This is a genomic window from Streptomyces sp. H51, assembly GCF_035656535.1.
In the GTDB taxonomy this organism is placed as follows: domain Bacteria; phylum Actinomycetota; class Actinomycetes; order Streptomycetales; family Streptomycetaceae; genus Streptomyces.
In genome coordinates this window covers 15,020-32,180 of record NZ_JAYMHD010000015.1, presented here as the reverse complement: position 1 = coordinate 32,180, position 17,161 = coordinate 15,020, and the positions used below count along the sequence as shown (strand labels likewise).

The window sequence follows — 17,161 nt, the reverse complement described above, 5'->3', positions numbered from 1 at the left end:
CCGGTCTCCGGGCCTTCCGTCTCGCGGCCCCGTGCCCCGCGCTCACTCCCCGGCCGTCGGCCTCCCGCCCACCCGTTCCACGGCGCGCGCCCCCGCCCGGCAGCCCTCCCGCGCCGCGTGCTCCGGGACGGCGCCCGTGAGCAGGGCGGCGAGGAACGCGCCGGTGAAGGCGTCGCCGGCTCCCGTAGTGTCCCTGGGCGTCGCCGGGACGGCCGGCACCCGGGCGCACAGTTCGCCGGACCGGGCCACCAGCGCGCCGTCCGCGCCCTGCTTGGCGACCACGAGCGGGACGTGCCGACTCAGCTTCGCCGCCGCGTCCGCCGGATCGGGCAACCCGGTGAGCAGGCAGGCCTCGTCCCGGCTCGGCAGCAGGACGTCCACCCCCTCGACGAGCCGCAGGAAACGGTCGACGCCCAACCGGGTGAGAAAGCCGGCCGAAGCCGGGTCCAGGCTCACCGGCACACCACGCGCGCGAGCCGACCGCAGGGCCGCCGCGACCAGGGCCCGGCTCGGTTCGGAGAACAGCAGGTAGCCCGACAGGTGCAGGCGCGCGACACCGTCGAGCAGCGCGTCGGACCAGTCACCGGGATCGAGCCGCAACGAGGCGCCGCTGTCGGTGAGGAAGGTCCGCTCGGCCGCGTCGCCGGTGTCCACCAGGCAGATCACCGTCCCCGTCGGCGCCCGAGGATCCACGACGAGGTGGGGACGTACCCCGCAGGCGACCAGCTCACGCTCGTGCCACGCGGCCGACTCCGCACCCACCCGGCCCAGCAGCCGTACCTCCGGACAGCCCCAATGCGCCGCCCAGCAGGCCACGTTGGCACCCGCGCCACCCGGCACCGTCCGGATCGCCGCGGCCGTGTCCGTTCCCGGCGCGAGCGGCCCCCGATGCCGGGCGACGACGTCCGTGATCACATCACCGACCACCAGCAGCGCACCGGCTCCCCGGCTCTGGAAGCCGCCCGCGCCGCTCTCGGCTCCGCCCGGCTCCGCCGTCACGCCCCGGCCCAGGCCGCCGCGATCCGCGATGCCAGCCGTACGTTGCCGCGCACCGCCGCCAGATTGGCGCTCAGCGAGGCGCCGTCGGTGTGCCGCACCAGGTAGTCCAGCAGGAACGGCGTGACCGCCTGACCGGTCACGCCCTCGGCCGCGCACGCGTGCAGCGCGTCGGCGAGCACGCGCGCGTGCAGCCCCGGGTCCAGCTGCTCCGCCTCCGGCACGGGGTTGGCGACGATCAGCGCCGACTCGGGCCCGCCGAGCGCGTCCTGCGCCCTCATCACGTCGGCGACCTGATCGGGCGACTCCAACGTCCAGTCCACCGGATGGCCCGAGTCGGACAGGTAGAAGCCGGGGAAGCGGTCGGTGCCGTATCCCGCCACGGCGACGCCCAGCGTCTCCAGCCGCTGCAGGGTCGCCGGCACGTCCAGGATCGACTTCACGCCCGCGCACACCACCGTGATCCGGGTGCGCGCCAGCAGTCCCAGGTCGGCCGACTCGTCCTGCGTCACCGTCCACTCCCGGTGCACCCCGCCGAGCCCGCCCGTCGCGAACACCCGCACCCCTGCCAGGGCCGCGAGCAGCGCGGTCGCCGACACCGTGGTCGCCCCGCTCGCACCGGAGGCCACCGCGAGCGGAAGGTCACGGTGGCCCAGCTTGCGGATGCCGTCCTCGTTCGCGACCCGCTCCAGCTGGTCCTTGCCGAGGCCCACATGGGGCCGCCCGTCCAGTACCGCGATCGTCGCCGGTACGGCACCCTCGCTCCGTACGACCTCCTCCAGCTCCCGCGCCACCTGCAGGTTGCGCGGGCGCGGCAGACCGTGCGCGATGATCGTGGATTCCAGGGCCACCACGGGTCGACGCGCGTCGATCGCCTCCCGCACTTCTTCCGACACCACCAGCACCACGTGCCTGCCTCCTGTCAGTCGGTCCTCCCTCATCTCTGGCGGGCGGCACCCCCTGCCAAACCCTTGCGGCCCGTCGCCGAGGAGCCCAGCCTGGGATGCATGACGGACAACACGGCACGTCTGGACCACGTCGTCCTGTGGGTGCGCGACCCGCTCGCCTCGGCCGGTTTCTACGAGAAGGCGGTCGGACTCGAGCCCCTCGGAGTCACCGAGTTCGCCGCCGGTACGACGTCCTTCCCCTCCGTACGGCTCAACGACGAGACCATCTTCGACCTCGCACCGCTCACCATGGCGGGAAAGATGAACATGCTCCCCGGGGCCGCCGAAAGTGCCGGTCACCCGGTCAACCACGTCTGCGTGTCCCTCCCCGGCCCCGACTTCGAGGCGCTCCGCACCCGCCTGGAGGAACACGGCGTCCCCATGTCCGACATCTCGTACGACGCCTACGGCGCCCGCGGGACGGCCCGGCGCAGCTTCTACTTCCGCGACCCGGACGGCAACGTCTTCGAGGCCCGGCACTACGACTAGCGGTACGAGACCGCGCGCGTCAGAACAGCGGCTCGGGGAGCACCCCTTCCAGCGCGAGCAGCTTCCGCTTGGCCTCCAGGCCTCCGCCGAAGCCGCCGATGCCCCCGTCGCTCTCGACGACCCGGTGGCAGGGCACCACGACCGGCAGCGGATTGGACCCCATCGCCGCCCCCACGGCCTGGCTCGCGCCGGGCTGGCCGACCCGCCGGGCCAGATCCCCGTAGCCGACGACCTGACCGAACGGCACGCCGGTCGCCAGTTCACGCAGCACCTGCCGGTTGAAGCCGGAGATCAGCGACCAGTCCAGCGGCAGCTCGAAAGTGCGCCGCTCACCCGCGAAGTACGCCTCGACCTGCCGTATCGCCTCGGTCAGCAACGGCGAGCCGGGAGCCTCGACGGGCTCGCCGCCCAACCGGGACGCGAGCCGGCCCAGTGCCCTGTCCCGCACCGCGTCCGTGGCGTGGAACACGACGTTGACCAGGCCCTCGGGGGTCGCCGCCAGCAGCAGCGGACCGATCCCTGTGTCGACGACGGCCCATACGATCCGCTGCTCGTCCTGCTGCCCATGGCTGTCCATGCGTCCCACCGTACGGCCCGCCACTGACAACGCCGTGCGAGCAGCTTCCCGGAGGCTTCCCGCGGAGGCCTCAGGGGGCTTGCAGCGCGGCCCGAACCAGGTCGGGCTTGTTCGTGATGACGCCGTCGACGCCGTATCCGGCGGCCCGGCGGGCGGTGTCCACGTCGTCGACGGTCCAGGTGAACACGGACAGCGGGCTGCCGTGCGGTCCGGTGAGCGCGTGGACGGCGGAGACGTAGCCCGCCGAGATCGAGGCGTACGAGGGATTGATCCCGTCGGTGAAGGCCGCGTAGGCGGGCAGGTCGGACACGGCAGGCTTCCCGAGGAGGGCTGTCCGGACGCCCGGCTTCAGGTCGTGGACGATCCGCAGACTGCCGGCGCTGAAGCTCTGCACCACCAGCCGGCCGGCCAGGTGCCGGTCGTCGAGCCAGCCCTCGTTGCCGAGGACCTTCAGCGTCTGGCGCTCGATGCCGGGGTACAGCTCGGGGCTCTTGATCTCCAGAAGCAGGTTCTGCCGGTGCAGTCCGACACGGCGGAGGTACTGCTCCAGCGTCGGCACGCGCGTGCCCGCGTACGCGGGACCGAACCAGCTCCCCGCGTCCAGCCGAGCGATCTCGGCCGCGGTGAAGTCCTTCACCTTCCAGGGCGCCCGACCGGGAAAGACCTCCTCGGCGTCGGTCGTGCGCCGCAGGCTGTCGTCGTGGATCACGACGAGTTCCCCGTCCTTGGTGCGCTGGACGTCGTTCTCGACCCAGGAAACGCCCAGCACGGCCGCCGCGTCGACGGCGGGCAGCGTGTTCTCGGGCGCCTGGGCGGAGGCGCCCCGGTGGGCGACGACCAGGGGCGCCGCGCCGACGTCGCCGGCCCGGGCGGCGGACGTGGGAAACAGGAGGGCGACGGCCCCCAGGAGCGCGGTGGTCAGGGCGGCTACGGCGCGCACGTGCATGCGTACTCCTCGCGTCGAGCGGTCGGCGGATCACGGACAGCTCAACTGTGACAGCATCGTGTAACCGGCGGCGGGGCGCAGAACGGCCACACGGCGGAGAGAATCGCCCGACTCCGCTCACCGGTGGCGCACAACTGGGTCAGACGCGTGTTTCTTTGCCGGAAAATCGTTCGACCATTCAGGTGGGGGTCATACTCTCTGCCTCAGCCCTGCACCGCTCGGGCGGTACTGGGAGGGGGGCGCTTTCCACGGATTCCGGACGCAAGAACGGCGGAAGGGCAGCCGCGCATGCAGGGCACGGTCGACGGATTCAGCTACGGACTCGTCACACCACTGGTGGGCTATCTCATGGCCTGTCTGGGCGGTGCGCTCGGCCTGCGCTGCACGACCCGGTCCATGCTCGTGGCGCGTTCCTGGCGCGCCGGCTGGCTCGCCCTCGGTTCCGCCGCGATCGGCTCCGGCATCTGGACGATGCACTTCGTCGCGATGATGGGGTTCACGGTGCGAGGGGCGCCCATCCACTACGACAGACCGCTGACCTACGCCAGTCTGGGCGTCGCCGTCCTCATGGTGGGTATCGGGATCTTCATCGTCGGCTACCGGGGCGCGAAGGGCGCGGCCCTGTTCACCGGGGGCACCGTCACCGGCCTCGGCATCGCCTCGATGCACTACCTGGGCATGGCCGGCATGCAACTGAACGGCAAGTTCGAGTACAACACCCTCACGGTCGCCGTCTCCGTCGTCATAGCGATGGCCGCCGCCACCGCCGCCCTGTGGGCCGCCGCACAGGTCAGGGGGTTCCTGTGGAGCGTCGGCGCGAGTCTCGTCATGGGAATGGCCGTCAGCGGCATGCACTACACCGGCATGGCGGCCCTCAGCGTGCACCTGCACGGCCCCGCCGACTCCTCCACGGGGGACTCGCCGGCCGGACTGCTCGCTCCCATGCTGATCGGCCCGCTCGTCTTCCTGCTGCTCGCCGCCGTGATCGTGGTGTTCGACCCGCTGATGGTCATGGGCAAGCCGGCCCGGTCCCCGGCCGAGCACAAGCCCGGGGTCCCGGCCCGTCCGGCCGCGCAGCACCCGGCCCACCGTCCGCCGCACCGCCCCGGCCGGCAGCAGTCGGGCCGCCGCGGCTCCCGGACTCCGCAGAGCCGCTGATCCCGCCGCATTGTCAGTGGCGGGTCGTACGGTGGACAGCATGCGGCCCGTTTCCCACATCGAACGCACGGTGGCGCCCTTCGAGGTCGTCAGCCCCTACCAGCCGAGCGGCGACCAGCCGCAGGCCATCGCCGAGCTCGCCCGGCGCATCGAAGCGGGCGAGAAGAACGTCGTCCTGCTCGGCGCGACCGGCACCGGCAAGTCCGCGACCACCGCGTGGATGATAGAGAAGCTCCAGCGCCCCACCCTGGTGATGGCGCCGAACAAGACGCTGGCCGCCCAGCTGGCGAACGAGTTCCGCGAGCTCCTGCCCAACAACGCCGTCGAGTACTTCGTCTCGTACTACGACTACTACCAGCCCGAGGCATACGTCCCGCAGTCGGACACCTACATCGAGAAGGACTCCTCGATCAACGAGGAGGTCGAGCGACTGCGCCACTCCGCGACCAACTCGCTGCTCACCCGCCGCGACGTCGTCGTGGTCGCCTCGGTCTCCTGCATCTACGGCCTCGGCACGCCGCAGGAGTACGTCGACCGCATGGTCCCGCTCAGGGTCGGCGACGAGCTCGACCGTGACGAACTGCTGCGCCGCTTCGTGGACATCCAGTACACGCGCAACGACATGGCGTTCACCCGTGGCACCTTCCGGGTGCGCGGCGACACCATCGAGATCTTCCCGGTCTACGAGGAGCTCGCCGTCCGCATCGAGATGTTCGGCGACGAGATCGAGGCGCTCTCCACCCTCCACCCGGTCACCGGCGAGATCATCAGCGACGACCGGCAGCTGTACGTCTTCCCGGCCTCCCACTACGTCGCGGGCCCCGAGCGCATGGAGCGGGCCGTCAACGACATCGAGAAGGAGCTGGGGGAGCGGCTGGCCGACCTGGAGAAGCAGGGCAAGCTCCTGGAGGCCCAGCGTCTGAGGATGCGGACGACCTACGACCTCGAGATGCTCCGCCAGATCGGCACCTGCTCCGGCGTGGAGAACTACTCGATGCACTTCGACGGCCGCTCGCCCGGGTCCCCGCCCAACACCCTGCTGGACTACTTCCCGGACGACTTCCTGCTGGTCATCGACGAGTCGCACAACACGGTCCCGCAGATCGGCGCCATGTACGAAGGCGACGCCTCCCGCAAGCGCACCCTCGTCGACCACGGCTTCCGCCTGCCGTCCGCCCTCGACAACCGGCCGCTGAAGTGGGAGGAGTTCCAGGAGCGGGTCGGGCAGACCGTCTACCTGTCGGCCACGCCCGGCAACTACGAGCTCTCCCGCGCGGACGGCATCGTCGAGCAGATCATCCGTCCCACCGGCCTCGTCGACCCGGAAGTCGTCGTCAAGCCCACCGAGGGCCAGATCGACGACCTGGTGCACGAGATCCGCACGCGGACCGAGAAGGACGAGCGCGTCCTGGTCACCACGCTCACCAAGAAGATGGCCGAGGACCTCACGGACTACTTCCTCGAGCTCGGCATCCAGGTGCGCTACCTGCACAGCGACGTCGACACCCTGCGCCGCGTGGAGCTGCTGCGCGAGCTGCGCTCCGGCGAGTTCGACGTCCTGGTCGGCATCAACCTCCTGCGCGAGGGCCTCGACCTGCCCGAGGTCTCCCTGGTGGCGATCCTCGACGCCGACAAGGAGGGGTTCCTGCGTTCCGGTACCTCCCTCATCCAGACCATCGGCCGCGCCGCGCGCAATGTCTCCGGCCAGGTCCACATGTACGCCGACAGGATCACACCGGCGATGGAGCGGGCCATCGAGGAGACCAACCGCCGACGCGAGAAGCAGATCGCGTACAACAAGGAGCGGGGCATCGACCCCCAGCCCCTCCGCAAGAAGATCAACGACATCGTGGCGCAGATCGCCCGCGAGGACGTCGACACCGAGCAACTGCTCGGCTCGGGATACCGCAAGACCAAGGACGGCAAGGGCGCCAAGGCTCCCGTGCCCTCCCTCGGGAAGGCGGCCGGCACCGGCGCGGCCGGCGCCAAGGCGGCCAAGGGCAAGGCCAGGCAGACGGTGCCCACCGACCGTCCCGCGGCCGATCTCGCCGAGCAGATCGAGGAACTGACGGAGCGTATGCGCGCCGCCGCCGCGGACCTTCAGTTCGAGATCGCCGCCCGGCTGCGCGACGAAGTCTCCGAGATGAAGAAGGAACTGCGTCAGATGAAGGAGGCGGGCCTGGCCTGACCGGCCGTCGGCACGCGTCCTCCCGGCCCCGTCCGTACGCGCTGTGTTTCAAGACCGACACAAAGTAGGGGCTGGGGTACGGCATTGTCAGTGGCCCTGCGTAGGGTGCTCATCAACCGCGGATTCCGCGGCAACAGGGGAAAGCACGAGAGGGGAATCAGCGCGTGACCGTCAACATGACCAAGGGTCAGGCCATCAGTCTGCAGAAGAACGACGGAGGCAGCCTGTCCGCGGTCCGTATGGGTCTCGGCTGGCAGGCGGCTCCCCGGCGCGGCCTGTTCGGTTCGCGCACCCGGGAGATCGACCTGGACGCCTCCGCCGTGCTGTTCGCGGACAAGCAGCCGGTCGACGTCGTCTTCTTCCGCCACCTGGTCAGCGACGACGGCTCCGTCCGCCACACCGGCGACAACCTCGTCGGCGGCGCCGGCCAGGGCGGCGACGACGAGTCCATCCTCGTCGACCTGCAGCGCGTCCCGGTCCACATCGACCAGATCGTCTTCACCGTGAACTCCTTCACGGGGCAGACCTTCGCGGAGGTGCAGAACGCGTTCTGCCGCCTGGTCGACGAGACCAACGGCCAGGAGCTGGCCCGCTACACGCTCGCGGGCGGCGGCGCCTACACCGCCCAGGTCATGGCGAAGGTGCACCGCTCGGGTGCGGGCTGGAGCATGACGGCCCTCGGCACCGCGGCCAACGGCCGCACGTTCCAGGACCTGATGCCGGCGATCCTGCCGCTTCTCTAGCGGGACCGGCGAGCGGCACACGACACGACACACCAGCTACACAGGGGGACGAAGGCGATGACGGCCGAGCTGGTGCGGGGGCAGAACCACCCGCTTACCCAGGCCCGTCTCGAGGTCCGGGTCTCGGCCGGCAAGCCGATCGTGGCCGCGGCCACGCTCAGCGACGAGAACGGCAAGATCCGCGGCGTCGAATGGGTGGCCCATCCGGGCGCACCCACCCTGCCCGGTCTGGAGGTCTCCCGGCAGGCGGCCGCCGACCACCGTCTCGCGGTGGACCTGGACGCCATGCCGGAGGCCGTGCATCGCGTCAGTGTGCTGCTCGCCCTGCCCGTGGGAGTCGGCGGCCCGGCCCGGTTCGGCGCCGTCGCCGCCCCCTTCCTGGCGGTCACCGGCCTCGACGGCACCGAGGTCGCCAGCTATACGATCACCGGCCTCGAGGCCGAGTCGGCGGTCGTCGCCCTGGAGCTCTACCGCAGGCAGGGCGCCTGGAAGGTGCGCGCCGTCGGCCAGGGGTACGCCGGCGGCCTCGCCGAGCTCTTCACCGACCAGGATCTGGCCGAGGCCCAGCAACTGGCGACCGGCATCAACGAGGCGGTGGCCCAGGGCGTGGCCCGCTCGGTGCAGGCGCCGCAGGCGCGTACCGCGGACGGCGACCGCAGCCGACAGGCGACCGCACCGGCGCACGGTCCCGACCACACCGGCTCCGTGCCCCGGACAGCCTCGGGTCACGCGGCCCCCGACGCCGCGTCCGCGTACCCGGCGCAGGGCGCGCAGTCCGGCCCTTCGGCGGGTCCCGCGGATCCCTCCGCCGGCCCCCAGCCGTCCGCGCCCACCGCGGGCGGTTCGATCGACTACAGCCACCCGGGCCGGCACACCGCCGCCCCGCCTCCGCCCCCGCCGACCGCACCCCCGGCCCAGCCGGGCCGGCCCGCGCAGCCCGTGGCGGGCGACGCGACCGGCTGGTCCATGGACGAGCGGCTCTACAACCAGGTCTGGGGCATGTTCGAGGACCTGGCCCGTTCCACGGCGGCCTACCGCAGCGCGGTCGACTTCGCCGACTCCCGCATGGAGAAGGAACTCGACCAGGTCCTGTCCGACCCCCGCAGCAGGATCGGCGGGCAGGGCGACGCCGCGCGGGAGGCGGCCCGCGCGAAGCACACCCAGCTCGTCGACCAGGCCCGGCAGGCACTCGACCGGGACCTCGCCCAACTCGGCGCCGAGGCCGATGTGGTGGAGCCGGCGCTGCCGCCGGCGTACGCGCGCTGGGACAACCCCGTCTGGCACGCCTACCGGGTGCCGATGGAGATTCCGATGGCCGTGCGCCTGGGCGACCTCTACCTGCCCGAGAGCGACCCGCTGCGCATCCCGATGCTGGTCCGCCTGCCGCTCGAACGCGGGCTGTGGATCGACAGCGGGCGGGTCGGAATGCTCGACGAAACCTTCGCCGACGCCCACGACCTGCGGCGCCTCGGGATGGAGACCGCGGTGGCGCTCGCCGCGCGGCTGCTCGCCGTCTACCCGGCGGGCGAGTTCACCGTGCACGTCATCGACCCGGCGGGATCGGCCGCGCAGCAGCTCGTGCCGCTGGTGCAGAACGGCGTGCTCGCGGGCCCGCCCGCCCTGGGCGCCGCGGGGGTCTCGGACGTCCTGGCGCGGCTGACACAGCGCGTCGACCTGGTGCAGATGGCCATGCGCGGCGGCGCGGCCGACTCGCTGCCGCACGACCTGGACACGGCCGAGCAACTGCTGATCGTCAACGACTTCCCGCACGGCTTCGACGACCGGGCCGTGAACCAGCTGCGCTACCTGGCGGACGAAGGGCCGGCCGTCGGCGTCCATCTGATGATGATCGCCGACCGTGAGGAGGCCGCCGGATACGGCCCCTTGCTCGACCCGCTGTGGCGTTCGCTGCTGCGACTCACCCCGGTGCCCGACGACCACCTCGCCGACCCGTGGGTGGGCCACGCCTGGACCTATGAGCCGGCCCTCGTACCGCCCCACAGTCAGGTGCTGAACCAGGTTCTCGCGCAGGTCGCGCAGGCTCGCCGCGAGTGGAAACGCTGACCGTCACAGCGAGCGTCAAGCACGAGTAAAGCGCTCTGAACTGCATCTTTGGAGTTTCCTTTACCGATCTCTTTACCTTTCCTTGGTGATGGGGGTACTGTCTTCCGTACGGAGGGGAGTACTCCCTGCCTGCTGCGGCGTTCCCGTCAATACGGATCCGGCCAGATCCCGGGGCGTCGGCCCAGAGTCGAGTCACTGGGTGGAAGAGACCTCCGGCAGCGACGACGCTGACATCTGCCGTTACGTACTGCCGGAGGCGCAGTGGATGTTTCGACGACCCTGTGGGTCCTGACCATCGTGGGCCTAGCCGCCCTGATCGCGGTCGACTTCTTCATCGGCCGCAAACCGCACGACGTGTCCGTCAAGGAAGCCGGGATCTGGACGGCCGTCTGGATCACTCTCGCCGTGCTCTTCGGCCTCGGCCTGCTCGTCTTCGGCGGCGGCCGGCCCGCCGGCGAGTTCTTCGCGGGCTTCGTCACCGAGAAGTCGCTGAGCGTCGACAACCTCTTCGTCTTCGTACTGATCATGGCCAAGTTCGCCGTGCCCTCGCAGTACCAGCAGCGGGTGCTGTTCATCGGCGTGCTCATAGCCCTGGCCCTGCGGGCGGTCTTCATCGCCGCGGGAGCCGCGATCGTCGCCAGCTTCTCGTGGGTGTTCTACCTCTTCGGCGCCTTCCTGATCTGGACCGCCTGGAAGCTGGTCCAGGAGGCCCGGGCCGAGGAGGAGAACGAGGAGTACGAGGAGAGCAAGCTGCTCAAGGCGGTCGAGCGCCGATTCGGCGTGGCCGACCGCTACCACGGCACCAAGCTGTGGATCCGGCAGAACGGCAGGCGGGTCATGACCCCGATGCTGGTCGTGATGCTGGCGATCGGCACCACCGACATCCTGTTCGCGCTCGACTCCATCCCCGCGATCTTCGGCTTGACCCAGGACCCGTACATCGTGTTCACCGCCAACGCCTTCGCGCTGATGGGTCTGCGGCAGCTGTACTTCCTCATCGGCGGCCTGCTGAAGAAGCTGGTCCACCTCAGCTACGGCCTGTCGGTCATCCTCGGCTTCATCGGCGTCAAGCTGGTCCTGCACGCTCTGCACGAGTCCGGCGTGCACGTCCCTGAGATCTCCATACCGGTCTCCCTCGGCGTGATCTGCTCGGTCCTCCTGATCACCACGCTCACCAGCCTCAGGGCGTCCAGGAAGCAGGCGGAGGCCGAGGCGGCGCCGTCCGGGACCGAAGACGCCGCGAAGGACAGCATCCAGGCCTGACCACGGCGGACGACGGACGACGACCGTCGGGAGCCCATGACGGGTGCGGAGCACACAGCGCCGGACGCACCGTGATAGACCGGGGCCGATCAGCCCGCCCCCGGACCGGAGGAACCGTGCACCGCACCCTGGCCAACGCCCCGATCATGATTCTCAACGGCCCCAACCTGAACCTTCTCGGCCGACGGCAGCCGGAGATCTACGGCAAGGACACACTGGCCGACGTCGAGGCACTGTGCGTCAGGGCGGCGGCCGCGCACGGCGGCACCGTGGATTTCCGGCAGTCCAATCACGAGGGCGAACTGGTGGACTGGATCCATGAGGCGCGGCTCGGCCACTGCGGCATCGTGATCAACCCCGGCGCCTACTCGCACACGTCGGTCGCGATCCTGGACGCGCTCAACACCTGTGACGGGCTGCCGGTGCTGGAGGTGCACATCTCCAACATCCACCAGCGGGAGTCCTTCCGGCACCACTCCTACGTCTCGCTGCGGGCCGACGGGGTCATCGCGGGATGCGGAGTGCAGGGGTACGTCTTCGGCGTGGAGCGCGTCGCGGCGCTGGCGGGGGCGGAGCAGGCCCAGGTGTGAGCGGCGCCGCCCCCCTCAAGGGGCGTGGGCCGCTCACAGACTCAGTGAACAGCGTCGGGGAATGCCCGGGCCGCCGGCCGAGGGCGGGATAGGGAAGGCCGGCGGCCCATGTCGCGCAGGAGCCGTCATCCTGTGCGGGGCGGCTTCCAGTTGACCGCGCGACAGGGTGCACCGCGAGCGCGCGTACGGTGCCGGTGTGAGCGAAGGGTTCACACGGGGCGCGTACGGGTCGGGCGCTGGGCGTGCGGCGAGGGTGTGCGCGGGGCGATGTCTCGTACCGTGCGCCCCCGCGGTGTGACGCATCCGCCGCTCCGCACGCTGTAGGGCATGACTCCCCGTGGGTCACCGGCCCGTCCTCACCGAGGCGGCAAGCGGGCCGATGCGGCAGGGGCGGCAGGTCACAGGACCCGACCGCCCTGTGCCGTCCGGGTGGGATGCCGGGACCGCCGTGCGGCGCCGGCATCCCGGCCGGTCACCACCCGCGCGCGTGCCACTCCGGCAGATGCGGACGCTCGTCGCCCAGCGTCGTGTCGTTGCCGTGCCCCGGGTAGACCCAGGTCTCGTCCGGCAGCACGTCGAAGATCTTGGTCTGCACGTCGTGGATCAGAGTGGCGAACGCCTTCGGGTCCTTGCGCGTGTTGCCCACGCCACCGGGGAAGAGGCAGTCGCCCGTGAACACGTGCGGGTGCCCGTGCGGGTCGTCGTAGACCAGGGCGATCGAGCCCGGCGTGTGGCCGACCAGGTGGCGTGCGGTGAGTTCCACCTGCCCCACCCGGATGACGTCGCCGTCGTCGACCAGGACGTCGGTCGGCACGGGGATGCCGTCCGCGTCGTCCCGGCCCGCGTACGTACGGGCCCCGGTGGCCGCGACGACCTCGGCCAGCGCCTGCCAGTGATCGCCGTGCTGGTGGGTGGTGACGACGGAGGCGATGCCGTCGTCACCGATCATGCCGAGCAGTGTGCCGGCGTCGTTGGCCGCGTCGATCAGCAACTGCTCGTCGGTGGCCCGGCAGCGCAGCAGATAGGCGTTGTTGTCCATCGGGCCGACCGCGATCTTGGTGATCATCAGGTCCTTCAGCTCGTGCACGTCCGCCGGGCCGCCGACCGTCACCTGTCCGCTGTACGTCATGCCGGTCAGCCTATAGCGGGGGACCGGTGAAGGGCCCCCGCCATGGGCCGGTGGCCCGGGGCGTCGGCCGTCAGAGCGGAGGCAGTGCCGGCAGCGGACCGCCTTCCACGGTGAGCGTGGAGCCGTCGCGGCGCCCGGAGAGCCAGCCGAGCAGGTCGGGCGCCGGGCCGGTGACGGTGATCTCCGGCTGCTCCGCCTCCCGGCCCGTGCTCCACGCGCGCGTGCCGTCGGTCAGGCGCGTGCCGGGCACGTCCGCACGGCCCGCGAACCGCTCGGCGAGGAAGGCGATCTCGCGCTCCAGGAACTCCGTCGGCAGGTCCTCCAGCTCGTAGCCGATCCCGAGGTCCACGTGGTGCAGTTCCACCTCGACCCACCGCCGGAACGGCACCCGGGCCGCCGAGTCGGTGACGCCGTTGCGCAGTTCCACCGTCCGCGACCAGTCAGCCGGCACGGCGCTCGCCGCCCGGAGGCGGGCCGCGCTCTCGCGCACGTCGGAGAGGTGCACCTCCAGCGGGCGCGGCGCGTCCCGCTCGATGTCGGCGTCCCGGGCATCGCCGGAGGCGTACATGGGGCGGCCCTCCAGGACGTTCACGAGGGCGTCCGCGTTGCGGGCGAGGTGGGCCAGGACGTGGCCGAGGGTCCAGCCGGGCAGCCGTGACGGCCGGGCCACCGCGGCGTCGTCCAGCTCGGCGGCTGCGCTGAGCAGCCGTTCGGTCGCATCGTGCAGGGACACCAGGTCATGACCGTGATCAATCATGGTGCTGACCCTAGCTCCGCCACACCTTCGGGTGAAGCTGGTGAAGCAATGCCGGAAATCGAATGCACGTGCTATAGGGTCGGGTGTGGCGTCGGGCATCCTGGAGATGCGGGGATCGTTATGCATCCCGAGAAACCGACCCGGCGTTGTCAGTGGCTCCCCCTAGTCTGAAAAGGACGGGGGCCCCGCCCCTGTCACTTCTCTCAAGAAAGGTGCGGACCGGCGTGGCCGACCGTCTCATCGTCCGTGGCGCGCGCGAGCACAACCTGAAGAACGTGTCGCTCGACCTGCCCCGGGACTCGCTCATCGTCTTCACGGGCCTGTCCGGGTCGGGCAAGTCCTCCCTCGCCTTCGACACCATCTTCGCCGAGGGCCAGCGGCGCTACGTGGAGTCGCTCTCCTCGTACGCCCGCCAGTTCCTCGGCCAGATGGACAAGCCGGACGTCGACTTCATCGAGGGCCTGTCCCCGGCGGTCTCCATCGACCAGAAGTCGACCTCGCGCAACCCGCGCTCGACGGTCGGCACGATCACCGAGGTCTACGACTACCTGCGCCTGCTCTTCGCACGCATCGGCAAGCCGCACTGTCCCGAGTGCGGCCGCCCGATCTCGCGCCAGTCGCCGCAGGCCATCGTCGACAAGGTGCTGGAGCTGCCGGAGGGCAGCCGCTTCCAGGTGCTCTCGCCGCTGGTGCGCGAGCGCAAGGGCGAGTTCGTCGACCTCTTCGCCGACCTCCAGACCAAGGGCTACAGCCGCGCGCGCGTGGACGGCGAGACCGTCCAGCTGTCCAGCCCGCCCACGCTGAAGAAGCAGGAGAAGCACACCATCGAGGTGGTCATCGACCGCCTCACGGTGAAGGCGAGCGCCAAGCGCCGCCTCACCGACTCCGTGGAGACCGCGCTCGGCCTGTCCGGCGGCATGGTCGTGCTGGACTTCGTCGACCTTCCCGAGGACGACCCCGAGCGCGAGCGCATGTACTCGGAGCACCTGTACTGCGCCTACGACGACCTGTCCTTCGAGGAGCTGGAGCCGCGGTCCTTCTCCTTCAACTCGCCCTTCGGCGCCTGCCCCGAGTGCACCGGCATCGGCACGCGCATGGAGGTCGACCCCGAGCTGATCGTCCCGGACGAGGACAAGTCCCTCGACGAGGGAGCCATCCACCCCTGGTCGCACGGGCACACCAAGGACTACTTCGACCGGCTGATCGGAGCCCTCGCGGACGCGCTCGGCTTCCGGACCGACATCCCCTTCGCGGGGCTGCCGCAGCGCGCGAGGAAGGCGCTGCTGTACGGCCACAAGACGCAGATCGAGGTCCGCTACCGCAACCGGTACGGGCGCGAGCGCGTGTACACGACGCCCTTCGAGGGCGCGGTCCCGTTCGTCAAGCGCCGGCACAGCGAGGCCGAGAGCGACGCCAGCCGGGAGCGCTTCGAGGGCTACATGCGCGAGGTGCCCTGCCCCACCTGTGAGGGCACGCGCCTGAAGCCGGTCGTCCTCGCGGTCACGATCATGGGCAAGTCGATCGCGGAGGTCTCCGCGATGTCGATCAGCGACTGCGCGGACTTCCTGGGCGAACTGAAGCTCAACGCGCGCGACAAGAAGATCGCCGAGCGCGTCCTGAAGGAGGTCAACGAACGGCTGCGGTTCCTGGTCGACGTCGGCCTGGACTACCTCTCCCTCAACCGCGCGGCCGGCACGCTCTCCGGCGGCGAGGCCCAGCGCATCCGCCTGGCCACCCAGATCGGCTCCGGCCTCGTCGGCGTGCTGTACGTCCTCGACGAGCCGTCCATCGGCCTGCACCAGCGCGACAACCACCGGCTCATCGAGACCCTGGTCCGGCTGCGCGACATGGGCAACACCCTCATCGTCGTCGAGCACGACGAGGACACCATCAAGGTCGCCGACTGGATCGTCGACATCGGCCCCGGCGCGGGCGAGCACGGCGGCAAGGTCGTGCACAGTGGCTCCCTGAAGGAATTGCTGGCCAACGACGAGTCGCAGACCGGCCAGTACCTGGCGGGCCGGAAGTCCATCCCGCTGCCGGACGTCCGCCGCCCGCACGACCCGTCCCGTCGCCTCACGGTGCACGGCGCCCGCGAGAACAACCTCCAGGACATCGACGTGTCCTTCCCGCTCGGCGTGTTCACCGCGGTCACCGGCGTCTCCGGATCCGGCAAGTCGACGCTGGTCAACGACATCCTGTACACCCACCTGGCGCGTGAGCTGAACGGTGCCCGGAGCGTCCCCGGACGGCACACGCGCGTGGACGGAGACGACCTCGTCGACAAGGTCGTGCACGTCGACCAGTCGCCCATCGGCCGCACCCCGCGGTCCAACCCGGCGACGTACACCGGCGTCTTCGACCACATCCGCAGGCTGTTCGCGGAGACCACCGAGGCCAAGGTCCGCGGGTACCAGCCCGGCCGTTTCTCGTTCAATGTCAAGGGCGGCCGCTGCGAGAACTGCGCGGGCGACGGCACGATCAAGATCGAGATGAACTTCCTCCCGGACGTGTACGTCCCGTGCGAGGTCTGCCACGGCGCCCGCTACAACCGGGAGACCCTGGAGGTCCACTACAAGGGCAAGTCCATCGCCGAGGTCCTGAACATGCCGATCGAAGAGGCGATGCACTTCTTCGAGGCCGTCCCGGCGATCAACCGCCACCTCAAGACGCTCAACGACGTCGGTCTCGGCTACGTCCGGCTCGGGCAGGCCGCGACCACCCTGTCCGGCGGTGAGGCGCAGCGCGTGAAGCTCGCCAGCGAGTTGCAGAAGCGCTCCACCGGGCGCACCGTCTACGTCCTGGACGAGCCGACCACCGGTCTGCACTTCGAGGACATCAGCAAGCTGCTGAAGGTGCTTTCCGGTCTGGTCGACAAGGGCAACACGGTCATCGTCATCGAGCACAACCTCGACGTGATCAAGACCGCCGACTGGGTCGTCGACATGGGCCCCGAGGGCGGCGCCGGCGGCGGACTCGTCGTCGCCGAGGGCACGCCCGAGGAGGTTGCCGGGGTCCCGGCCAGCCACACCGGCAAGTTCCTCCGGGAGATCCTCGGCGCCGACCGGATCAGCGACGCGGCCTCGGTGAAGGCACCCCGCAAGGCGACGGCGAAGAAGGCGGTCGCGGCCAGGACGGCGGCGAAGAAGGCGGCGCCCGCCAAGAAGACCACGCGGGCCCGGAAGGCGTGAGGCCGTCCGCCGTCAGGACCGGCTGACGCCACGACCGAACAGCACGGCGCCCCGCGGACAGAGGCAACACGACAGAGGCAACACGTCCGCGGGGTGCCGCGCGTCCCCGGTCGCCCCGGCTCC

14 protein-coding genes are annotated in these 17,161 nt (G+C 70.7%); 8 read left to right on the top strand and 6 right to left on the bottom strand.

Features of this window, described 5'->3' with window-relative positions:
- Positions 1 to 42: 42 nt before the first annotated feature.
- Both VKA29_RS03315 and VKA29_RS03310 read right to left on the bottom strand, forming a co-directional pair.
- Positions 43 to 999, bottom strand: a complete 957-nt coding sequence (locus VKA29_RS03315) for a sugar kinase (RefSeq protein ID WP_324783619.1) — start codon at positions 997 to 999, stop codon at positions 43 to 45.
- On the bottom strand, positions 996 to 1,901 hold the full coding sequence (locus VKA29_RS03310; RefSeq protein ID WP_324783871.1) for a pseudouridine-5'-phosphate glycosidase: 906 nt from the start codon (positions 1,899 to 1,901) through the stop codon (positions 996 to 998). Before VKA29_RS03310 ends, VKA29_RS03315 begins: the two co-directional genes overlap by 4 nt.
- A gap of 102 nt (positions 1,902 to 2,003) precedes the next feature.
- Here VKA29_RS03310 and VKA29_RS03305 point away from each other — a divergent pair, with 102 nt between their 5' ends.
- A complete protein-coding gene (locus VKA29_RS03305; RefSeq protein ID WP_324783618.1) occupies positions 2,004 to 2,432 on the top strand; it encodes a VOC family protein in 429 nt (142 codons plus the stop codon).
- Between the two features lie 19 nt (positions 2,433 to 2,451).
- Here VKA29_RS03305 and VKA29_RS03300 read toward each other — a convergent pair whose 3' ends face one another.
- Together VKA29_RS03300 and VKA29_RS03295 are read right to left on the bottom strand one after the other, a co-directional pair.
- Positions 2,452 to 3,009 (bottom strand): methylated-DNA--[protein]-cysteine S-methyltransferase, encoded by a 558-nt coding sequence (locus VKA29_RS03300; protein ID WP_324783617.1) that lies wholly within the window; start codon positions 3,007 to 3,009, stop codon positions 2,452 to 2,454.
- A gap of 70 nt (positions 3,010 to 3,079) precedes the next feature.
- The gene (locus tag VKA29_RS03295; RefSeq protein WP_324783616.1) at positions 3,080 to 3,955 is read right to left on the bottom strand and encodes a glycerophosphodiester phosphodiesterase; all 876 of its coding nucleotides are present in this window, start codon (positions 3,953 to 3,955) and stop codon (positions 3,080 to 3,082) included.
- Between the two features lie 288 nt (positions 3,956 to 4,243).
- Here VKA29_RS03295 and VKA29_RS03290 point away from each other — a divergent pair, with 288 nt between their 5' ends.
- From VKA29_RS03290 to aroQ, 6 genes are all read left to right on the top strand, one after another.
- Positions 4,244 to 5,113: an MHYT domain-containing protein gene (locus VKA29_RS03290; protein ID WP_324783615.1), complete on the top strand. Its 870-nt coding sequence runs from the start codon at positions 4,244 to 4,246 to the stop codon at positions 5,111 to 5,113.
- A gap of 40 nt (positions 5,114 to 5,153) precedes the next feature.
- Positions 5,154 to 7,301, top strand: coding sequence for an excinuclease ABC subunit UvrB (gene uvrB / locus VKA29_RS03285; protein ID WP_324783614.1), 2,148 nt, complete (start codon positions 5,154 to 5,156; stop codon positions 7,299 to 7,301).
- Between the two features lie 164 nt (positions 7,302 to 7,465).
- A complete protein-coding gene (locus tag VKA29_RS03280; protein WP_324783613.1) occupies positions 7,466 to 8,044 on the top strand; it encodes a TerD family protein in 579 nt (192 codons plus the stop codon).
- Positions 8,045 to 8,101: 57 nt separating this feature from the next.
- Positions 8,102 to 10,108: a TerD family protein gene (locus VKA29_RS03275; RefSeq protein ID WP_324783612.1), complete on the top strand. Its 2,007-nt coding sequence runs from the start codon at positions 8,102 to 8,104 to the stop codon at positions 10,106 to 10,108.
- Positions 10,109 to 10,369: 261 nt separating this feature from the next.
- Positions 10,370 to 11,371 (top strand): TerC family protein, encoded by a 1,002-nt coding sequence (locus VKA29_RS03270; protein ID WP_324783611.1) that lies wholly within the window; start codon positions 10,370 to 10,372, stop codon positions 11,369 to 11,371.
- A 116-nt stretch (positions 11,372 to 11,487) separates the two neighbouring features.
- A complete protein-coding gene (gene aroQ / locus VKA29_RS03265; RefSeq protein ID WP_324783610.1) occupies positions 11,488 to 11,961 on the top strand; it encodes a type II 3-dehydroquinate dehydratase in 474 nt (157 codons plus the stop codon).
- A gap of 472 nt (positions 11,962 to 12,433) precedes the next feature.
- Here aroQ and VKA29_RS03260 read toward each other — a convergent pair whose 3' ends face one another.
- Both VKA29_RS03260 and VKA29_RS03255 read right to left on the bottom strand, forming a co-directional pair.
- Positions 12,434 to 13,090 (bottom strand): MBL fold metallo-hydrolase, encoded by a 657-nt coding sequence (locus tag VKA29_RS03260; protein ID WP_324783609.1) that lies wholly within the window; start codon positions 13,088 to 13,090, stop codon positions 12,434 to 12,436.
- A 70-nt stretch (positions 13,091 to 13,160) separates the two neighbouring features.
- Complete coding sequence (locus tag VKA29_RS03255; protein WP_324783608.1) at positions 13,161 to 13,847, bottom strand: maleylpyruvate isomerase family mycothiol-dependent enzyme; 687 nt, start codon at positions 13,845 to 13,847, stop codon at positions 13,161 to 13,163.
- 224 nt (positions 13,848 to 14,071) lie between these two features.
- Here VKA29_RS03255 and uvrA point away from each other — a divergent pair, with 224 nt between their 5' ends.
- Complete coding sequence (gene uvrA, locus VKA29_RS03250; protein WP_324783607.1) at positions 14,072 to 17,038, top strand: excinuclease ABC subunit UvrA; 2,967 nt, start codon at positions 14,072 to 14,074, stop codon at positions 17,036 to 17,038.
- Positions 17,039 to 17,161: the final 123 nt, after the last annotated feature.

Excerpts from the sequence above, each read along its gene's own strand:
- uvrB (WP_324783614.1), top strand. The coding sequence starts at position 5,154 with ATGCGGCCCGTTTCCCACATCGAACGCACGGTGGCGCCCTTCGAGGTC.
- VKA29_RS03300 (WP_324783617.1), bottom strand. The coding sequence starts at position 3,009 with ATGGACAGCCATGGGCAGCAGGACGAGCAGCGGATCGTATGGGCCGTC.
- VKA29_RS03260 (WP_324783609.1), bottom strand. The coding sequence starts at position 13,090 with ATGACGTACAGCGGACAGGTGACGGTCGGCGGCCCGGCGGACGTGCAC.
- VKA29_RS03295 (WP_324783616.1), bottom strand. The coding sequence starts at position 3,955 with ATGCACGTGCGCGCCGTAGCCGCCCTGACCACCGCGCTCCTGGGGGCC.
- VKA29_RS03275 (WP_324783612.1), top strand. The coding sequence starts at position 8,102 with ATGACGGCCGAGCTGGTGCGGGGGCAGAACCACCCGCTTACCCAGGCC.
- VKA29_RS03290 (WP_324783615.1), top strand. The coding sequence starts at position 4,244 with ATGCAGGGCACGGTCGACGGATTCAGCTACGGACTCGTCACACCACTG.
- VKA29_RS03305 (WP_324783618.1), top strand. The coding sequence starts at position 2,004 with ATGACGGACAACACGGCACGTCTGGACCACGTCGTCCTGTGGGTGCGC.
- VKA29_RS03255 (WP_324783608.1), bottom strand. The coding sequence starts at position 13,847 with ATGATTGATCACGGTCATGACCTGGTGTCCCTGCACGATGCGACCGAA.